Here is a 16,822-nt window from a genome sequence, read left to right as displayed (position 1 = left end):
TGATCGCCATGGATCGCGCGCGCACGATTGCCCTGGTGGCCGTGCTGGGGGTGGCGGCCGCGCTGCTTCTGCCGCGCCTCGGCGCCGTGCGCGCGCCGATCTGGGACGAAGCCTATTACCTGCCCGCCATCGCGCGCCTGCACGAGGGGCGCATCCAGTTCGCCTCGCATCCTCCGCTCGGGCTGATGCTGCCGGCCGGTGGAGACTGGCTGGCGGGCGGCAATGCCCAAGCCGAATGGCGGATCATCGCCGCCACCCGCAGCGCGCGGGCAGAGATGATGCCCGATCCGTTCGACTATGCGGGGCCGCGCCTGGCCAGCGCAGGGGGTGCCGTGCTCGCCGCGGGGCTGCTGTTCCTGCTGCTGGCAGCGCTCACGGGCCACACGGGCCTGTCGCTTGCCCTCGCGCTGGTCTTTGCCGGCGACCCGGCCATCGTGGCGCAAGCCCGCGCGGCGCAGCTCGATGGCTTGCAACTGCCGCTCTTCCTTGGCGCGCTGCTGTGCCTGGTACGCGGGCTGGCACCGGGCGCCAGCGCCGGGTGGAGCGCCGGCTTTGGCGGGTTGCTGATGGCGGCGGCGCTGGTGCGGGCCAATGCCCTGGCGCTGGCCCCGCTGGGCCTTTTCCTGGCGTTCTGCCCCAAACAAAGCCTTGGCATGGCAGGCGCGCGGCTCGTGGCGAGCGTGACGGCGGCTTTGGCCGTGCTGGCGCTGACCCTGGCCACGATGCTGGCGATCGCGCCCCTTCCGCCCGACAAGGGCACGCCCGCCGGGGCGATCGACGCGCGCCATGCCAGCATCACCTATGCCATGCTGCCCGCACCGCGCGCGATGATCACCTATGGCACGGATTACGCCGCGTTCATGCGCGATGACTTGGCCGGCATGGCGCGCCGCGACGCCAACGCCACCCATCCCTGGCAATGGCTGCTGGGCATGGGTGCCACCACCTATCGCTGGGATGCGCGCGGCAACAGCCTGCGCGCGATCGGCGTGGTGCCCAATTTGCCGGGCTGGATCATGGCGCTGGCCGGCGTGATCCTGGCGCTCGGCAATCTGCTGGCCCGTCGCGCCGCGCCAGCGACGGTGGTGCTGTTGTGTGGGTGGGTCTTGGCGATGGGCAGCCTGGTCTGGCTCGACGGGCAGCGCGTCATGTACACGTACCACTATTTCCTGCCGCTGGTCGTGGGCCATGCCCTGCTCGCCGCCGCGTGGCACGAGCGCGGTTGGCCGGCGCGGCGGCTCTATCCCGCAGTGCCCATCGCACTCGCCTATGGCCTGGCGGCCATGCCGATGGCGCTCGCCCTGCCGGTGCCGCGCGAATATTGCCAGGTATTCCTGCCCGATTGTGGTCCGGCCCCACAGCCGTCGATGCGCCCCTGACCGCCCATGGATCGGCAACGTTCGCCCGGTTGGCTGCTGTGGTTCCTGTTCGCCTTTGTGCTGCTGGCGCTCTCGGGCGGGGTGCTATCGCGCCATTAGATCGGCGATCGTCGCGCGATAACGCGCGGCAATGGCATCGCGCGCGTGATGGCGGCCTTCTCGCACCACGTGCCGGCCGCCGCGCCACACCCCGTCGATCGCGGCAGTGCCACCGGCAAAGATCCAGGCGTCGATCGCGCTTGCCGGGCCGTGGCCCGCCAGCGCCGGATGCGCAGGATCGAGGCTGACCAGATCGGCCACTTGCCCCACGGCCAGCGCGGAGGATGCAGCCTGGCCCAGCGCCTGTACGCCGCCCGCCAGGCTCGCGCCCAGGAGCGTTTCACCGGTGCTTGCGCCCGGGCCTGACGCCAGCACGGCACGCCCGCGATGAGCCAGGCGCTGGCCATATTCCAGCACGCGCAGTTCCTCGGCCGCATCGATCCGCACGTTGGAATCGCTGCCCACGCCGATGCGCCCGCCTGCGGCCAGGAAGACGCCGGCCGGAAACAGGCCATCGCCCAGGTTCGCCTCGGTAATCGGGCATAGCCCCGCCACGGCGCCGCTGGACGCCAGGGCCAGCGTTTCGGCCGGCGTCATGTGGGTGGCGTGGACCAGGCACCATTGGGCATCGACCGCTGCATGGTCGAGCAGCCATTCCACCGGGCGCTGCCCGCTCCACGCCAGGCAGTCCTCCACTTCCTTGACTTGCTCGGCAATGTGAATGTGGATCGGCGCACCGTGCGCCAGGGCGGGCACTTGCGCCAGCTGGGCGGGCGCCACCGCGCGCAGGCTGTGTGGTGCCACGCCCACCACCGCATCGGGCAGCGCGGCGGCGTGGCGGCGCGTGGCGTCGAGCAGGCGCGCAAACTGGTCCACGTCGTTGATAAAGCGCGCCTGCCCCGCTCCCGGCGCCTGCCCGCCAAAGCCGCTGTGCGCATAAAGCACCGGCAGCAGCGTCAGGCCGATGCCGGTTTCCTGCGCGGCGGCCACCACGGCCGCGCCCATCTGCGCCGGATCGGCAAAGGGGCGCCCGGCCGCATCGTGGTGCAGGTAATGGAACTCGCCCACGCGGGTGAAACCGGACTCCAGCATTTCCACCTGCGCCTGCGCCGCAATGGCCAAGAGATCATCGGGCGTGATCTGGCCGACAAAGCGGTACATCGCCTCGCGCCAGGTCCAGAAACTGTCGGCGCCCGGCCCGCGCCGCTCCGCCAGGCCGGCCATCGCGCGCTGGAATGCATGGCTGTGCAGGTTGGGCAGGCCGGGCAGCACCCAGCCGTGCCGCTCTTCGCCCGGTCGTGGCACCGCATCGGGTTCGATGGCAGCAATCCGGCCATCGGCCAGGATCAGCCGCACATCGCGCGCCCAGCCGGCAGGCAGCCACGCCGCATCGAACAACAGGCTTTCAGAATCCGCTTGCATCGCCAGGCTCCTTGCCCGATTATGTATATACATTATTGCTCCCCCGGCAAGGACCAAGCGCCATGCAGTGCGACACGATCTGGACCAATGCACGCCTCGCCACCATGGCCGGGCCGGCGCTGGGCATGATCGAAAATGGCGTGGTGGCCGCGCGCAATGGCATGATCACCTATGCCGGGCCGGCTGCGGCAGCACCCACTTTCCAGGCGGCCCAAACCGTCGATTGCCAGGGCCGCTGGATCACGCCCGGCCTGATCGACGCGCACACCCACCTGGTCTTTGCCGGCAACCGGTCGGACGAATGGGAAGCACGCCTGGCCGGCGCCACCTATGAGGACATTGCCCGCGCCGGCGGTGGGATCATGGCCACGGTGCGCGCCACGCGCGGCGCCAGTGTCGATGGTCTGGTGGCGCAGGCCCTGCCCCGCCTCGATGCCCTGCTGGCGCAAGGCGTCACCACGATCGAGATCAAGTCGGGCTATGGCCTGACGCTCGATGCCGAACGCACGATGCTGCGCGCCGCGCGCATGCTGGGCATGGTGCGCCCGGTTCATGTCGTTACCACGTTCCTGGGCGCGCATGCCCTGCCGCCCGAATGGGCCGGGGATGCGGACGGCTATATCGCAGAGCTGGCCGATCATTGGCTGCCCACGCTGGCGGGCGAAGGGCTGGTCGATGCCGTCGATGCCTTTTGCGAGGGCATCGCCTTTTCCCCCGCACAAGTCGATCGCCTGTTCCACGCCGCCCGCGCCCTGGGTCTGCCGATGCGCCTGCATGCCGAACAGCTATCCAACCTGGGTGGAGCGGCCCTGGCGGCCGGGCATGGGGCGCTCTGCGCCGATCATCTCGAACACCTTGATGACGCTGGCGTTGCCGCCATGGCCAAGAGCGGCACCGTGGCCATGCTGCTGCCCGGCGCGTTCTATTTCATGCGCGAAACCATGAAGCCGCCGATCGCCGCCTTGCGCGCGGCCGGCGTGCCCATGGCGATCGCCACCGATTGCAACCCGGGCACATCGCCGCTCACCGCGCTGCTGCTGGCGATGAACATGGGTGCCACGCTGTTTGGGCTGACAGTGGAAGAATGCCTGATGGGCGCCACCGTCCATGCCGCCCGCGCGCTCGGCCTTGCCGGCACCGTCGGCCAGCTCTTGCCCGGCCAGCGGGCAGACCTGGCGATCTGGAATATCGCGCGCCCCGCCGATCTTGTTCACGGGATGGGCGCCGCGCCGCTCCATGCCCGCATCTGGAGTGGAAAATGAGCCCTATCGTCCTCACCCCCGGCGCCGCGACGCTGGCCGATTGGCGCGCGATCCATGCCGGCGCCGATGTGGCGCTGCATGACGCGGCCTGGCCGGCGATCGCCGCCAGCGCCGCCGCCGTGGCACGCATCCTGGCCAAGGGCGAGGCGGTCTATGGCATCAATACCGGCTTCGGCAAGCTGGCCAGCGTGCGTATCGCTGATCACGATCTCGCCGCCCTGCAACGCAATATCGTGCTCAGCCATGCCGCCGGCACCGGCGCCCCCTCGCCCATTCCCGTGGTGCGGCTGATGATGGCGCTCAAGCTCGCCAGCCTGGCCCAGGGCGCCTCGGGCGTGCGCGAGGAAACCGTGCGCCTGCTCGAAGCCATGCTGGCGCGCGGCCTCGTGCCGGTGGTGCCGTGCCAAGGTTCGGTGGGCGCCAGCGGCGATCTGGCCCCCTTGGCGCACATGACCGCGACGATGCTAGGTGTGGGCGAAATCCTGGTGAACGGCCTGGCCGTACCGGCGGCGCAGGCGCTGGCCGATCATGGCCTTGCACCCGTAGCGCTTGGCCCCAAGGAAGGTCTGGCCCTGCTCAACGGCACGCAGTTTTCCACCGCCAATGCCCTCGCCGGCCTGTTCGCCGCCGAACGCTTGCTCGCCACTGGGCTGGTGACGGGCGCGCTCTCCACCGAGGCGGCGCGCGGCACCGATACGCCGTTCGACCAACGCATCCATGCGCTGCGCGGCCACGGCGGCCAGATTGAAACCGCCGCCGCGCTGCGCGCGCTGATGGCCGGCAGCGCGATCCGCGCCAGCCACGCGGTGGACGATCCGCGCGTGCAGGACCCCTATTGCCTGCGCTGCCAGCCGCAAGTGATGGGCGCGGCGCTCGACATTCTGCGCCAGGCCGCGCGCACGCTGGAAATCGAAGCCAACGGCGTCACCGATAACCCGCTGATTTTCCCCGAGGCCGACGAAGCCCTTTCGGGCGGGAATTTCCATGCCGAGCCGGTGGCCTTTGCCGCCGACATGATCGCGCTGGCCCTGGCCGAAATCGGCTCTCTTTCCGAACGGCGCCTCGCCATGCTGGTCGATCCTGCGCTGTCAGGCCTGCCTGCGTTCCTCACCCCGCTGCCCGGCCTCCATTCGGGCTTCATGATCCCGCAAGTGACCGCCGCCGCGCTGGTTTCGGAAAACAAGCAGCGCGCAGCGCCGTGCAGCGTCGATTCCATTCCCACGTCGGCCAACCAGGAAGACCATGTCTCGATGGCCGCCCACGGCGCGCGCCGCCTGCTGGACATGGCCGGCAATCTCGACGCGATCCTTGGCCTGGAACTGCTCGCCGCCGTGCAGGGCATCGAATTTCATGCCCCATTGCGGTCGAGCGACGCGCTGGAAACCGTGCGCGCCATGCTGCGCGGGGCTGTGCCGCCGCTGGTGGAAGACCGCCACTTCGCGCCCGACATCGCCCTGGCGCGCGGCTTGGTGGAAAGCGGCGCCGTGCTGGCGGCCTGCCCGCTCGATCTGCCGGTGCTGGGCTGATGGATTGGCTGACGATCCATCGCGGCACCGCGCCGTTGATCGTCGCCTTTCCCCACGGCGGCACCGATCTGGCCGGCTGCGCGTTCGGTTCGGACTGGCTGGCCCGGCGCGACACCGACTGGTGGATCGACGAAGTCTACGGCTTTGCCCGCGATCTGGGTGCCACGCTGGTTGCCACGCGCGTGTCGCGCAGCGTGATCGACGCCAACCGCGATCCTTCAGGCGCCTCGCTCTATCCCGGCATGGCCACCACCGGCCTCTGCCCGGAAACGACCTTCGACGGCGAACCGCTGATCCCCACTCCGCTTGATGATACGGAGATCGCCCGCCGCCGGCAAACCTGGCACGCACCCTATCACGCAGCTTTGCGCGCGGAAATGGAACGGCTTCGTTCCATTAATCCGCAAGTCGTTCTTTATGATGCCCATTCTATCCGCAGCCGGGTGCCGCGCCTGTTCGATGGGGAATTGCCGCTGTTCAATATCGGCACCAACGATGGGCGATCCTGTGCCCCCGAACTGGAGCGCGCGGTGGCCGCTGTCTGCGCCGCCAGCGGGGAAAGCCACGTGGTCAACGGCCGCTTCAAGGGCGGTTGGACCACGCGCCACCACGGCGCGCCCGACGCGGGCATCCATGCCGTGCAGATGGAACTGGCGATGCGCGGCTATCTGGCCGAACCGCTTGAACCCACGCCCAAAAACTGGCCGCCCCGGCCAGACCCGGCGCGCCTTGCCCACCTGCAACCGATCCTCAAGCGCGTGCTCAGCGCCTGCCTTGCCTTTGCCGGAGAATGACGATGACCCGTATCGACAACAGCCGCGTGATCCGCCCCGCGACTGGCACCGAACTGACCGCCAAATCCTGGCTCACCGAAGCGCCCCTGCGCATGTTGATGAACAACCTGCACCCCGATGTGGCGGAAAACCCGCAGGAACTGGTGGTCTATGGCGGGATCGGCCGCGCCGCGCGCGACTGGGAAAGCTATGACAAGATCGTGGAAACCCTGCGCCGGCTGGAGCACGATCAGACCCTGCTGGTGCAATCGGGCAAGCCGGTGGGGGTGTTCCGCACCCATGCCGATGCGCCGCGCGTGCTGATCGCCAATTCCAACCTGGTGCCGCAATGGGCCAATTGGGAGCATTTCAACGAATTGGATCGCAAAGGCCTGGCCATGTACGGCCAGATGACCGCGGGTTCGTGGATCTATATCGGCACGCAAGGGATCGTGCAGGGCACCTATGAAACCTTCGTGGAAATGGGGCGCCAGCACCACGGCGGCGATCTTTCGGGCAAATGGCTGCTGACGGCGGGCCTGGGCGGCATGGGCGGCGCGCAGCCGCTGGCCGCCGTGATGGCTGGCGCTTCTTGCCTGGCCATCGAATGCCAGCGCAGCCGCATCGAAATGCGCCTGCGCACCGGATACCTCGACCACGCCGCCGAAACGCTGGACGAAGCCATGGCGATCATTCGCCAGTCCTGCGCCGAAAGGAAGCCTGTGTCGGTAGGCCTGCTCGGCAATGCCGCGGAAATTCTGCCGCAAATGCTGGAAGCCGGCATCCTGCCCGACCTGCTCACCGACCAGACCAGCGCGCACGATCCGATCAACGGCTATCTGCCCGCCGGCTGGACGGTGGCCGAATGGATCGAAAAGCGCGAGCGCGACCCCCAGGCCGTGGCCCGTGCGGCCCGGGCCAGCATGGCCACCCATGTGCGCGCCATGCTGGGGTTCCAGGCGCGTGGCGTGCCGACCACGGACTATGGCAACAACATCCGCCAGGTCGCGCTGGACGAAGGGGTTGGAAACGCGTTCGATTTCCCCGGTTTCGTGCCGGCCTACATCCGCCCGCTGTTCTGCCGGGGCATCGGCCCGTTCCGCTGGGCGGCGCTCTCGGGCGATCCCGAAGACATCTACAAGACCGACCAGAAGGTGAAGGAACTGCTGCCCGATAACGCCCACCTGCACAACTGGCTGGACATGGCGCGCGAGCGGATTCACTTCCAGGGCCTGCCGGCGCGGATCTGCTGGGTGGGCCTGGGCGACCGCCACCGCCTTGGCCTCGCGTTCAACGAAATGGTGGCCAGCGGCGAATTGAAAGCCCCGGTGGTGATCGGGCGTGACCATCTCGACAGTGGCTCGGTCGCCAGCCCCAATCGCGAGACCGAAGCCATGCAGGACGGATCGGATGCGGTGTCCGACTGGCCGCTGCTCAACGCCCTGCTCAACTGCGCCAGCGGCGCGACCTGGGTTTCGCTGCACCATGGCGGCGGCGTGGGCATGGGCTATTCGCAGCATTCAGGCATGGTGATCGTGGCCGACGGCACCCCCGAAGCCGCCCGCCGCCTGGAACGCGTGCTGTGGAACGACCCGGCCACCGGCGTGATGCGCCATGCCGACGCCGGCTACGCCATCGCGCAGGAATGCGCCCGCGAAAAGGGGCTGGACCTGCCGGGTATCCTGGGCTGAACGCCAAGGGCAAGCCTTTGCGCCGCGCAAAGGCTTGCCCGCTGATCGGCGTGGTTGGCATCTCGATCGGCCTTGGAGCATGATCACGTTTCGTTGAAACGCCCTCGTGCTCCAAATTTTTGTGTTCGCGCGATTTTTTTACAGAAAACCGGTTCCCACTTTTTGTCATCGCGCCTTAGTGCGCCGCCGCCGGTTGGGCAGCCGGCACGTTCGCCGGCTCTGGCGGAAAACTCCGGGCAACGGTTCCGATGAAGATATCACCGGCCCGCAGGCGCGCGCTGTCTCCTTGCGCCAGCAGGCCAAAGACCCCAAAGCCGACAACCGCCATGAGCACGCCGCCGGCGTTGCCATCGCCCTTGCGGGCAATCTTGCCCTCCAGCGGCACACGGCCAGTTGGCATGTCGAGATAAAGCAGTTGCGCGCCGAGCCGGCCGCTTTTGCCGGCAGCGCCATTGGCCTGCTGCGTCACCACTTCGCCCCAGGCGAGCGTGCCGACAGGAACGACCGTGACCCCGTCGAGCACGATCGCTTCGTTGACGCGCAGCTTGAAACGGTCGCCAGCATGTGCGGTGCGGCTCGTCACCTCGTTCAGCAGCATGAGCTGCAATGGCGTTCCCACCGCAAGGCCCGGCACCACCGCCGCGTTTGCACCCGGTGACGGCACCGCCGTGGCGGGCGGTGATTGCCCCGCATTGGCCGCCGAGGCCGCAGGAGCAGATTCGTTTGCCGCCGCAGCCGCCGGTACTGCCCCGGCCTGCGCCGCGACAGCGTCCCTGCCCGCCGCCTGGTCAATACCCGTCATCGCCATGACGCCGGCGCAAACCAGCGTCATGGCCGTGCGGCATTGCGCCGCAGCCGTGCGAAAGGTCACTGCGCGGGGGGCGGGGCAGGCTGCGCAGGCGCAGCTTCGCCAGGCGCGAGAAACTTGACCGCCACGCCCGACGCGCTGACCGAGCCCCAGCTGAACGCAGTCATGTGCGGATCGCCATAGGTGGCCTTGACCACCGCGTCGGCGCCCAGCTTCTGCGCCCGTTCCCACAGCTCCCGATAGACCTTGCCCTGGCTGGGCGCCTTGCTGAACACGGTGGCCTTGCGCACGCCAGCCTTCACCTCGCCAAGCACCTTGTAAGGGCGATCGGTGATATCATAGGGAAAAACCGGCACGCCGAATTCGGCGTTGGCCGCCACCTTGGCATCGGCAGCCTTGGCGTCGACAGCGGGTTCTGCGGCATGCGCCGGCGTCACCATCAAAAACCCGGCAAGCATCATCGCCTTGCACGAAACACCCCGTCCCGACATCATATCCCCCGTCGTTTTTCGGCCGTCTCTTGGCCGCGCCGGGCACGATAAAGGCGGCATATGTTTCGTCAAGTTTCCAAAACTTTCAATTTGCAGCCATTTTGGCCGTCGCGCGCAATCGGCTCAGAAATAGCGCTCGCCCACGCGGATCGTGTCTCCCGGCAGCACGGCAACGGGGGTGCCACCGCGCAGCAAGATGCTGCGTTCGCCGCCCGATGTTTGCCGGCGCAGGAACGCGGTCTTTTCATTGGCGCGATAGGTGAAGCCGCCCGCCTTGGCGATGGCCTGGTCGACAGTGAGGCCCGAGGCGTAAGGGTACTCGCCCGGCTTGTTCACTTCGCCCAGGATGTAGAACGGGCGATAGTTGAGCACTTCGACGCTGACACGCGGATCGTTGACATAGGCGCCCGACAGGCGGCCCGTGATCTCATGCGTGACGTCCTCGATCGTGCGGTTGCCCGCCTGGACCATGCCGATCAACGGAAAGGCCACGGCGCCGGTTGAGGTGACGTTGTATTCCCCCGTCAGCGTGGGTTCGTTGAACACCGTGATGCGCAGCTTGTCCCCCGCGCCGACGCGATAACCAGCAAGGCCGGCGGCCTGGTCTGCCACGGACAGCGGCTGGGCCGGGGCACCCGCGCAACCGGGCAGCGCCAGGGCAAGTGCGAGAGCGGTGGCCAGTGCGGCGGCGGGGCGAAAGCGCCAGGCCTGTGGCCCGTGGCGCGGCTGGCCAAGATTGATCTGGGGAATCACGTTACACCCTCCGTGTGCGTTCGTTTCCCTGTTGTTCTATGCCGGGGCGGCGTGAAGACAATGGAGCGGGCCGGGATGAAGGCTCCGACTTGGAGGCATTCCGGAGCGATCCGAATCGCCCCAAGGGCGTCAGCGAAGGGCTTACCCAGGCGGGCACGGCGCCATCCGACGCCCTGCGCATGGGCCCGGTACATGCGGGCAATCCCTACGCAATTTTCCGGTGGCATACGGTAATTTACCGATAGCCGACCCGCAGGCCCCACCCCTCCCTGCCCCGTTCCCCGCACCCCCCGGCGGCCCCGTACGGGCAAGGCCGCGGGGCGCCTTGCTGCGGGCCGTGCTATTGCTCCGCTGCGGATATGCTTGGCCTTCCTTGCGCGGGCGAACGGCCACAGGCTGAGGTCATACCGGGAACGGGCAACGGCTGATGGGGCAGAAATGCCGCCCTTGCCTGCCTGCCGGGTGGAAACCTTGACTGGCCGAAGGGGGCAATGGTGAACACCGCAATCGACTTTTATCGCGCGCCAGCCGGCATCATGCCGGCAACGCCGGCCGAGCCGCGCGCCAACAGCGCGGCAGCGACCGATCGTATCGATCTCAGGCGTCTTCTCGCCATGTTCCGCCGGCGCATCGGCGTGTTCCTGGGGGTTTTGCTGGGGGTGCTGGCGATCGGCATGGTGATCACCGCGCTGCAACCGCGCACCTACCAGGCCCGCGCCGAAGTGACGCTGAACAGCAAGCTGCAGCCCGTTGCCCCCACCAGCACCAACGACCGCGCCGATCAGCCTGCGATCCCCAGCGAAAGCTTTGTAGACACGCAAGTGTCGGTCATCACTTCGGAAACCAACACCGCCGCGGTGGCCGATGCCCTGGGCCTGGCGCGCGACCCGCGCTTTGCGCCCGAGGCGGGCAATGCCGCGGGCAAGGCCGGCACCGCGCAGCAAAGTTCGCGGGAGGCAGCGATCCGCTACCTGAGCAAGAACGTGACGGCACAACGCATCGGCACCACCTATGGCATCGCGATCACGTTCGACAGCCGCGATCCGCAAGAGGCGGCACGCATCGCCAATGCCTTTGCCGAGCAATACACGCTGGGCGCGCTGGAGAACAAGCGCAGCGGTGCGCGCGAAACCACCTCGGTGATCGCCAACCGGCTGGAACAGCTGCGCCAGCAGGCCCTGGCCGACAGCGCCGCCGTGCAGCGTTATCGCATTGCCCACAACCTGCTGAGCACCACGCAAGGCACGCTGACCGAGCAGGAAATCTCTTCCTACAACCAGGAAGTGACCGCAGCCCGCGCGCAGGCCAGCGAAGACGCCGCACGGCTGGAAGCGGCGCAGCGACAGTTGCAGGCCGGCGGCAGCGGCGGCGTGGGCGAAGCCTCGCTTTCCCCCGTGATTGGCCAGATGCGCGCGCAGCAAGCCGGGCTGGCGGGTGAATTTGCCGCGCTTTCCTCGCGCTATGGCCCGCAACACCCGGATGTGCTGCGCGCCAGGGCCCAGCTTGAGGCGGTGAACCGCCAGATCGCGGCCGAAACGCAACGCGTGCTGGCCAGCCTGGAAGCCAAGGCTCGTGTTTCGCAGCAGCGCCTGTCTTCTCTGGCGGGATCGCTCAATGCCTCGCGCGGCATGCTGGAACAGAACAACGCCGCGATGGTGGGGCTCAACGACCTGGAAAAGCGGGCGGAAACCTCCAACGCGCTCTATGAAAGCTATCTCAACCGCTACAAGGAATTGACCGCGCGCGAAGGCACCGAGCAGGCCGACGCCGATATGCTGCACCGGGCAGACGTGCCCCGCAATCCAAGCAGCCCGCATGTGTTGATCAACGCAGTGCTGGCCCTGGCACTCGGCACGGGCCTTGGCATTGCCACGGCGTTCCTGACCGAAATGACCTTCACCGGCCTGACCACCGGCGAAGACATTGAGGAACGCCTGGGCGTGCGCTATCTTTGCGCCATTCCCACGCTGCAATCGGTGGCCAAGCGCGGCGAGCGCGTGCCGGCAAGCGCCTTGCTGGAAGACCCACGCTCGGTCTTTGCCGAAAGTTTCCGTTCGCTGCGCGCCTCGATCGCGATGAACACCACCGAAGCGCGGATCATCGCCATCACCTCGGCCCTGCCGGAAGAAGGCAAGACCACCACGTCGATCTGCCTGGCCCGATCAATGGCGGCAGCGGGCGATCGCATCCTGCTGATCGATGGTGACCTGCGGCGCCAGGGCGTGAGCCGTTTCCTGCGCGGCGGCGAAGGGCGGCCCGGCCTGATGGAAGTGCTGCATGGCACGGCCTCGCTCGATGACGCCATGGTGGTCGACCCGGCGACCGGGCTGTCCATCCTGCCGCTCTCGGCCGAGAACACCGATCGTTCCGAACTGATGACCGGCGAGGAAATGGACCGCCTGCTGGCCACGGCGCGCGAACGGTTCGACGCCGTGATCATCGACACCGCCCCGGTGCTGCCGATTGCCGACGCGCGGTTGCTGCTGGGCAAGGCCGATGCCTCGGTCTTCGTGGTGCGCTGGCGCAAGACGCCGGAACAGGCGTTGCGTGCGGCCCTGCGCCTGCTGCCGATCGACCGGGTGCAACTGGCCGGCGTGGCGATGACACGGGTGGACATGCGCAAGCAGCCGCGCTTCGACTATGGCGAGACCGCGTTCTACCGCAGCTATGAGAGCTACTATGCCTGAGCGGCGGCGCCCGTCCCCCGGCCGGGTGCCTGGCCCGGCCGCGCCCGCCCTCGCGGGAAGCCGGGCCATGGCCCCGGCGGCAGAGGAGGCTGGCAGCGCTACACCCGGCGAAAACGGTGCACCGGCCGCAGCGGCAGTGGATGAACAGGTTACCGCCCTGCCCCTGCCCGCCGCGCTGCCCCTGTTCGAACCGTTGGCCGACCACCCCGCCGCACTGGCACCGATGCGGACAAGATCCCGGCCGGCGACCAGCCGGCTGGCGCAGGACCAGGGTTCGGCAACCGCCGGCGCGCGTGCGATGGGTCGGCTGGCACCGCCCGCGGCGGCGCCCAGCGCCGATCCGCGCGGCCGCTTTGCCCGCGTGGCCATCGTGCATTACTGGCTGGTGACGATGCGCGGCGGCGAGCGCGTGCTGGAACGGCTGCTGCGCCTGTTCCCCCAGGCCGATATCTTCACCCATGTCTATGATCCGGGCGCAATGTCCGACACGATCCGCCGCCACAAGGTGACCACCAGTTTCATCCAGCGCCTGCCGGGCGCGCGGCGGCACTATCAAAGCTATCTGCCGCTCATGCCCATGGCGCTCGAACAACTGGACCTGCGCGGCTATGACTTGGTGATCAGCAGCGAAAGCGGGCCGGCCAAGGGCGTGATCACGGCGCCCGATGCCTTGCATCTGAGCTATGTCCATTCGCCGATGCGCTATCTGTGGGACCACTACCACGATTATCGCGACGCGGCCGGGATGGTGAGCCGGGCGGTCATGCCGCTGCTGTGCCATCGCCTGCGCGCCTGGGATATGAGTTCGGCCGCGCGGGTGGATCGCATCCTGGCCAATTCGCACTTCGTCCAGCGGCGCATTGCCAAGGCCTGGCGCCGCGAAGCGGACGTGCTGCATCCCCCGGTCGAGGTCGACCTGTTCGGCGCTTCTGCGCAATTCGGCGCCAACGCAGTGGGCCCGGCCTGGCTGTGGGTGGGGCAAATGGTGCCCTACAAGCGGCCCGACCTGGCGATCGATGCGTTCAATGCGCTGGGGCTGCCGCTGGTGATGGTGGGCGATGGGCCGATGGCCGCTGCCATGCGACGCCGCGCCGGGCCCAATATCACGATCCTGCCACGGCTGGATTTCAATGCCTTGCGCCGCGCCTATGCCCAGTGCCGCGCGCTGGTGTTCCCGGCCGAAGAAGACTTCGGGATCGTGCCGGTGGAAGTGATCGCATCGGGACGGCCGGTGCTGGCCTATGCCGGCGGCGGCGCGCTCGACAGCGTGACGCAGGACGTTTCGGGACAGTTCTTTGCCAGCCAAAGCGTGGAATCGTTGATTGCCGGGGTGGAAGCGATGGAGGCCTGGCTGCCCCATTTCGATCCAGCCGCGGCCATGGCCGATGTGCGTCGCTTTGCGCCTGACCGCTTCGACGACGGCCTGCTCGCCGCTCTGGAATGACACCTTGATCGCACCCATGGCGCGCGGTGCCCTTCCGGCACTGGGCGGCCGCACCTTGTTCTTGCCACGTTCAATCCAGGGGATGCCCATGGCCACCACCATTGCCCAGCCCATACCCGCCGAACCGCCAGTTGCGCCACGCGATGGCGCCGTTTCCCACGCGCTGCCGCTTGGCACCCCCGATGCGCGAGAGCTGGAAAGCGTTTCTGTTGAAGCGGCTTGGGCCAGTACGGGACTTGTGGCGAGCGCGGAAACGGGCGGCCGCATCGCGCGGCTGACGCGGGCGATCCAGCCGGGCAATCGACTGGCCACGCTGGCCGCCCGCCTGGCGCTGCGCTTGCGCGGAACCCGGCCGGGACCGCGCTTTTTCGTGCATGGCCGGCGCCCGCGCTTTGTGGGCCAGGGCCGGATCAGTATCGGCGCGCGCGTCAACTTGCGCTGCGATGTGGCGCCGGTGCGGATCGAGGTGGCGCGCGGCGCCGGGGTGACCCTGGCCGACCGTGCCTTTCTCAACACCGGCGTCCAGGTGATCTGCCACAGCGCGATCGAGATCGGGCCACATTGCCGGATCGGCCCGGATTGCGTGCTGTGCGACACGAACCACCACCCCGTCCACGAAGGCAGCGCGGTGCGCGTGGCGCCGATCCGGCTGGGACGCAACGTGTGGCTGGGGCGCGGCGTGATCGTGCTGCCTGGCGTCACGATCGGCGATCATGCCGTGGTGGCCGCCGGATCGGTGGTGGCGAGCGACATTCCCGCCGGCCAGGTATGGCGCGGCAATCCGGCCAGCTTCGTCAAGGCCGTGCGCTGCTCGGCCGATTTCGTGCGGTCGTGATGCCAGGCCGGTTCTCTTCCGTTTCGTTGGTGCGGAGCCCAAGATGATTTTGACCTTCATCGGCGCGATCCAGGTGCTGTTTGGCCTGGGCCTGTTCCTGGCCGGTTCGATCGAGGCGATGTTCGCCTTCCTGCTGGTTTCGGCGCTGTTCGGCGGATCGGCGGCGATCGTGTTGCCGATGCTGGGCGGGTCGTCGATCCCGCCGGTGCAGTTTGCGCTGGCGTTCATGGCGCTGCGCCTGCTGGTGCCCGGCGCGGGACACGGGGCGGCGGTGGGCCAGGCGGCGCGGGCCAATATCTGGCTGGCCACTTTCATTCTCTATGGCGCGGCGCTGGCTTTCATCGGCCCGCGCCTGTTTGCCGGGCAGATCGACGTGACGCCGATGCGCGGCAAAGTGGAAGCGCGCTATATCTCCATGCGATCCTACATCTATTCCACCCGCCCCTTGGGCTTTTCCGCGCAGAATATCACCACCACCGTCTATCTCGTGGGCACGTTGCTGACCGCGATGGCCGCCCACGTGGTGTGCAGCGGCGAGCGCGGGCGGCGCGTGTTCGTGCGCACCATGGCGATTGCCGGGCTGGTCCATGCCATAATCGGCTTTGTCAGCGTGGTGGCCAAGGGCACGCCGGTGGACACCGTGCTCGCCCTGTTCCGCAACGGCTCCTATGCCCAGTTGGACCACAGCTATCGCGGGTTCGTGCGCATGGCGGGGCTTTGGCCCGAGGCTTCGGGCTTTGCCTGGTTCGGCATCAACTGGTTCGTGTTCCTGTTCGAATGCTGGATGCGCCGCGTGGACACGCGCTATACCGGGCCGGCGGCGTTCCTGCTGGCAGCAGCGCTGCTGTGCAGCACGGCGACCACCGCCTATGTCGGCCTTGGCCTCTACGCCGCGATGGTCCTAGCGCGCAGTCTGCTCTTGCCCGGCGCCATGCCGGCCGATCGCGCGTTGATCATTGCTGGCGCGGGGCTGGCGATGGTGGTGCTGATCACCGGCATGATGATCGCCCACCCGGCGCTGGTGAACGAGGCGGCCGATCTCTTGCGCCACATGACAGTGGATAAGGGCCAATCGCTTTCAGGCGAGCAGCGTGGCTTCTGGGCTTGGCAGGGGTGGCACGCCTTTGTCGAAACCCATGGCATCGGGATCGGGCCCGGCAGCTTCCGCTCCTCTAGCTTGGCCACCGCCATTCTGGGTTGCACCGGTCTGATCGGGGCGACGGCGATGATCGTGCACCTGGTCAGCGCGTTCAAGCCGACGCGGCTTTCGACCTACGTGCCCTCGCCCGACCAAGCCCTGTCCACCGGGGCCGCCTGTGCCTGGGCGGCGGTGATCGACGCCCTGGTGGCCTCGCTCTCTTCCCCCACGTGCGATCCGGGCACCGATTTTGCCATCCTGACCGGCGCCGCCCTGGCCCTGCGCCCGATCGTGCCCCGCCTCACGCCCTGGCGCGGGCCGGTGCGCCAGTTGCCGCCCTTGCAGCTTTCGCCCGCCATGGCGCTGGCCTCGGCCATGCCCGGGCCTGCGTTCTCTACCCAGCCGGCAGAGTAGTGGGGGGAGTGGCCATTTCCAGTCACGCGCTATCAATGGCGATTGACGCTGCTATCCGGGACGTTCAGCGCACTTGATCATGACGTCGCTAGCGAGCGTTCGTTCATGATTCAGGGCTAGGCGCCGATAAGCCAGTTTCAACGCTGCTCACCATAATGCA

General features: G+C 68.1%; 13 protein-coding genes. 9 read left to right on the top strand and 4 right to left on the bottom strand.

Features of this window, described 5'->3' with window-relative positions; all coding sequences use genetic code 11:
• Positions 1 to 8: 8 nt before the first annotated feature.
• Complete coding sequence (locus FHW94_RS16925) at positions 9 to 1,379, top strand: phospholipid carrier-dependent glycosyltransferase (protein WP_246866218.1); 1,371 nt, start codon at positions 9 to 11, stop codon at positions 1,377 to 1,379.
• Positions 1,380 to 1,463: 84 nt separating this feature from the next.
• Here the strand turns inward: FHW94_RS16925 and FHW94_RS16920 are convergent, their stop codons facing one another.
• Positions 1,464 to 2,840, bottom strand: a complete 1,377-nt coding sequence (locus tag FHW94_RS16920) for a formimidoylglutamate deiminase (RefSeq protein ID WP_168556970.1) — start codon at positions 2,838 to 2,840, stop codon at positions 1,464 to 1,466.
• Positions 2,841 to 2,902: 62 nt separating this feature from the next.
• Between FHW94_RS16920 and hutI the strand changes: the two genes are divergently transcribed.
• Genes hutI through hutU form a run of 4 tightly spaced genes read left to right on the top strand, consistent with a single transcriptional unit; the run spans position 2,903 to position 8,092 of the window.
• A complete protein-coding gene (hutI, locus tag FHW94_RS16915) occupies positions 2,903 to 4,102 on the top strand; it encodes an imidazolonepropionase (RefSeq protein WP_168556969.1) in 1,200 nt (399 codons plus the stop codon).
• Entirely contained in the window at positions 4,099 to 5,628 is a 1,530-nt protein-coding gene (hutH, locus tag FHW94_RS16910) for a histidine ammonia-lyase (protein ID WP_168556968.1), read from the top strand. Before hutI ends, hutH begins: the two co-directional genes overlap by 4 nt.
• Positions 5,628 to 6,422: an N-formylglutamate deformylase gene (gene hutG, locus FHW94_RS16905; RefSeq protein WP_168556967.1), complete on the top strand. Its 795-nt coding sequence runs from the start codon at positions 5,628 to 5,630 to the stop codon at positions 6,420 to 6,422. The genes hutH and hutG overlap by 1 nt, the downstream gene beginning before the upstream one ends.
• 2 nt (positions 6,423 to 6,424) lie before the next feature.
• The gene (hutU, locus tag FHW94_RS16900) at positions 6,425 to 8,092 is read left to right on the top strand and encodes a urocanate hydratase (protein ID WP_168556966.1); all 1,668 of its coding nucleotides are present in this window, start codon (positions 6,425 to 6,427) and stop codon (positions 8,090 to 8,092) included.
• Between the two features lie 175 nt (positions 8,093 to 8,267).
• Here hutU and FHW94_RS16895 read toward each other — a convergent pair whose 3' ends face one another.
• The 3 genes from FHW94_RS16895 to FHW94_RS16885 form a co-directional block, all read right to left on the bottom strand.
• On the bottom strand, positions 8,268 to 8,924 hold the full coding sequence (locus FHW94_RS16895) for a hypothetical protein (RefSeq protein ID WP_168556965.1): 657 nt from the start codon (positions 8,922 to 8,924) through the stop codon (positions 8,268 to 8,270).
• 35 nt (positions 8,925 to 8,959) lie between these two features.
• The gene (locus FHW94_RS16890) at positions 8,960 to 9,394 is read right to left on the bottom strand and encodes a YbjQ family protein (protein ID WP_168556964.1); all 435 of its coding nucleotides are present in this window, start codon (positions 9,392 to 9,394) and stop codon (positions 8,960 to 8,962) included.
• Positions 9,395 to 9,514: 120 nt separating this feature from the next.
• Positions 9,515 to 10,144, bottom strand: a complete 630-nt coding sequence (locus FHW94_RS16885; protein ID WP_349237539.1) for a polysaccharide biosynthesis/export family protein — start codon at positions 10,142 to 10,144, stop codon at positions 9,515 to 9,517.
• Between the two features lie 491 nt (positions 10,145 to 10,635).
• Between FHW94_RS16885 and FHW94_RS16880 the strand changes: the two genes are divergently transcribed.
• From FHW94_RS16880 to FHW94_RS16865, 4 genes are all read left to right on the top strand, one after another.
• Positions 10,636 to 12,831 (top strand): polysaccharide biosynthesis tyrosine autokinase, encoded by a 2,196-nt coding sequence (locus FHW94_RS16880; RefSeq protein WP_168556963.1) that lies wholly within the window; start codon positions 10,636 to 10,638, stop codon positions 12,829 to 12,831.
• 298 nt (positions 12,832 to 13,129) lie between these two features.
• On the top strand, positions 13,130 to 14,275 hold the full coding sequence (locus FHW94_RS16875) for a glycosyltransferase (RefSeq protein ID WP_168557023.1): 1,146 nt from the start codon (positions 13,130 to 13,132) through the stop codon (positions 14,273 to 14,275).
• An 88-nt stretch (positions 14,276 to 14,363) separates the two neighbouring features.
• The gene (locus FHW94_RS16870) at positions 14,364 to 15,110 is read left to right on the top strand and encodes an acyltransferase (protein WP_168556962.1); all 747 of its coding nucleotides are present in this window, start codon (positions 14,364 to 14,366) and stop codon (positions 15,108 to 15,110) included.
• A gap of 43 nt (positions 15,111 to 15,153) precedes the next feature.
• Complete coding sequence (locus FHW94_RS16865) at positions 15,154 to 16,662, top strand: hypothetical protein (protein ID WP_168556961.1); 1,509 nt, start codon at positions 15,154 to 15,156, stop codon at positions 16,660 to 16,662.
• Positions 16,663 to 16,822: the final 160 nt, after the last annotated feature.

The sequence above is a fragment of the Novosphingobium sp. SG720 genome, from assembly GCF_012275365.1.
Taxonomy (GTDB): Bacteria; Pseudomonadota; Alphaproteobacteria; order Sphingomonadales; family Sphingomonadaceae; genus Novosphingobium; species Novosphingobium rhizosphaerae.
The sequence above is the reverse complement of the archived record's forward strand: the minus strand, read 5'-3'. Positions and strand labels throughout refer to the sequence as shown.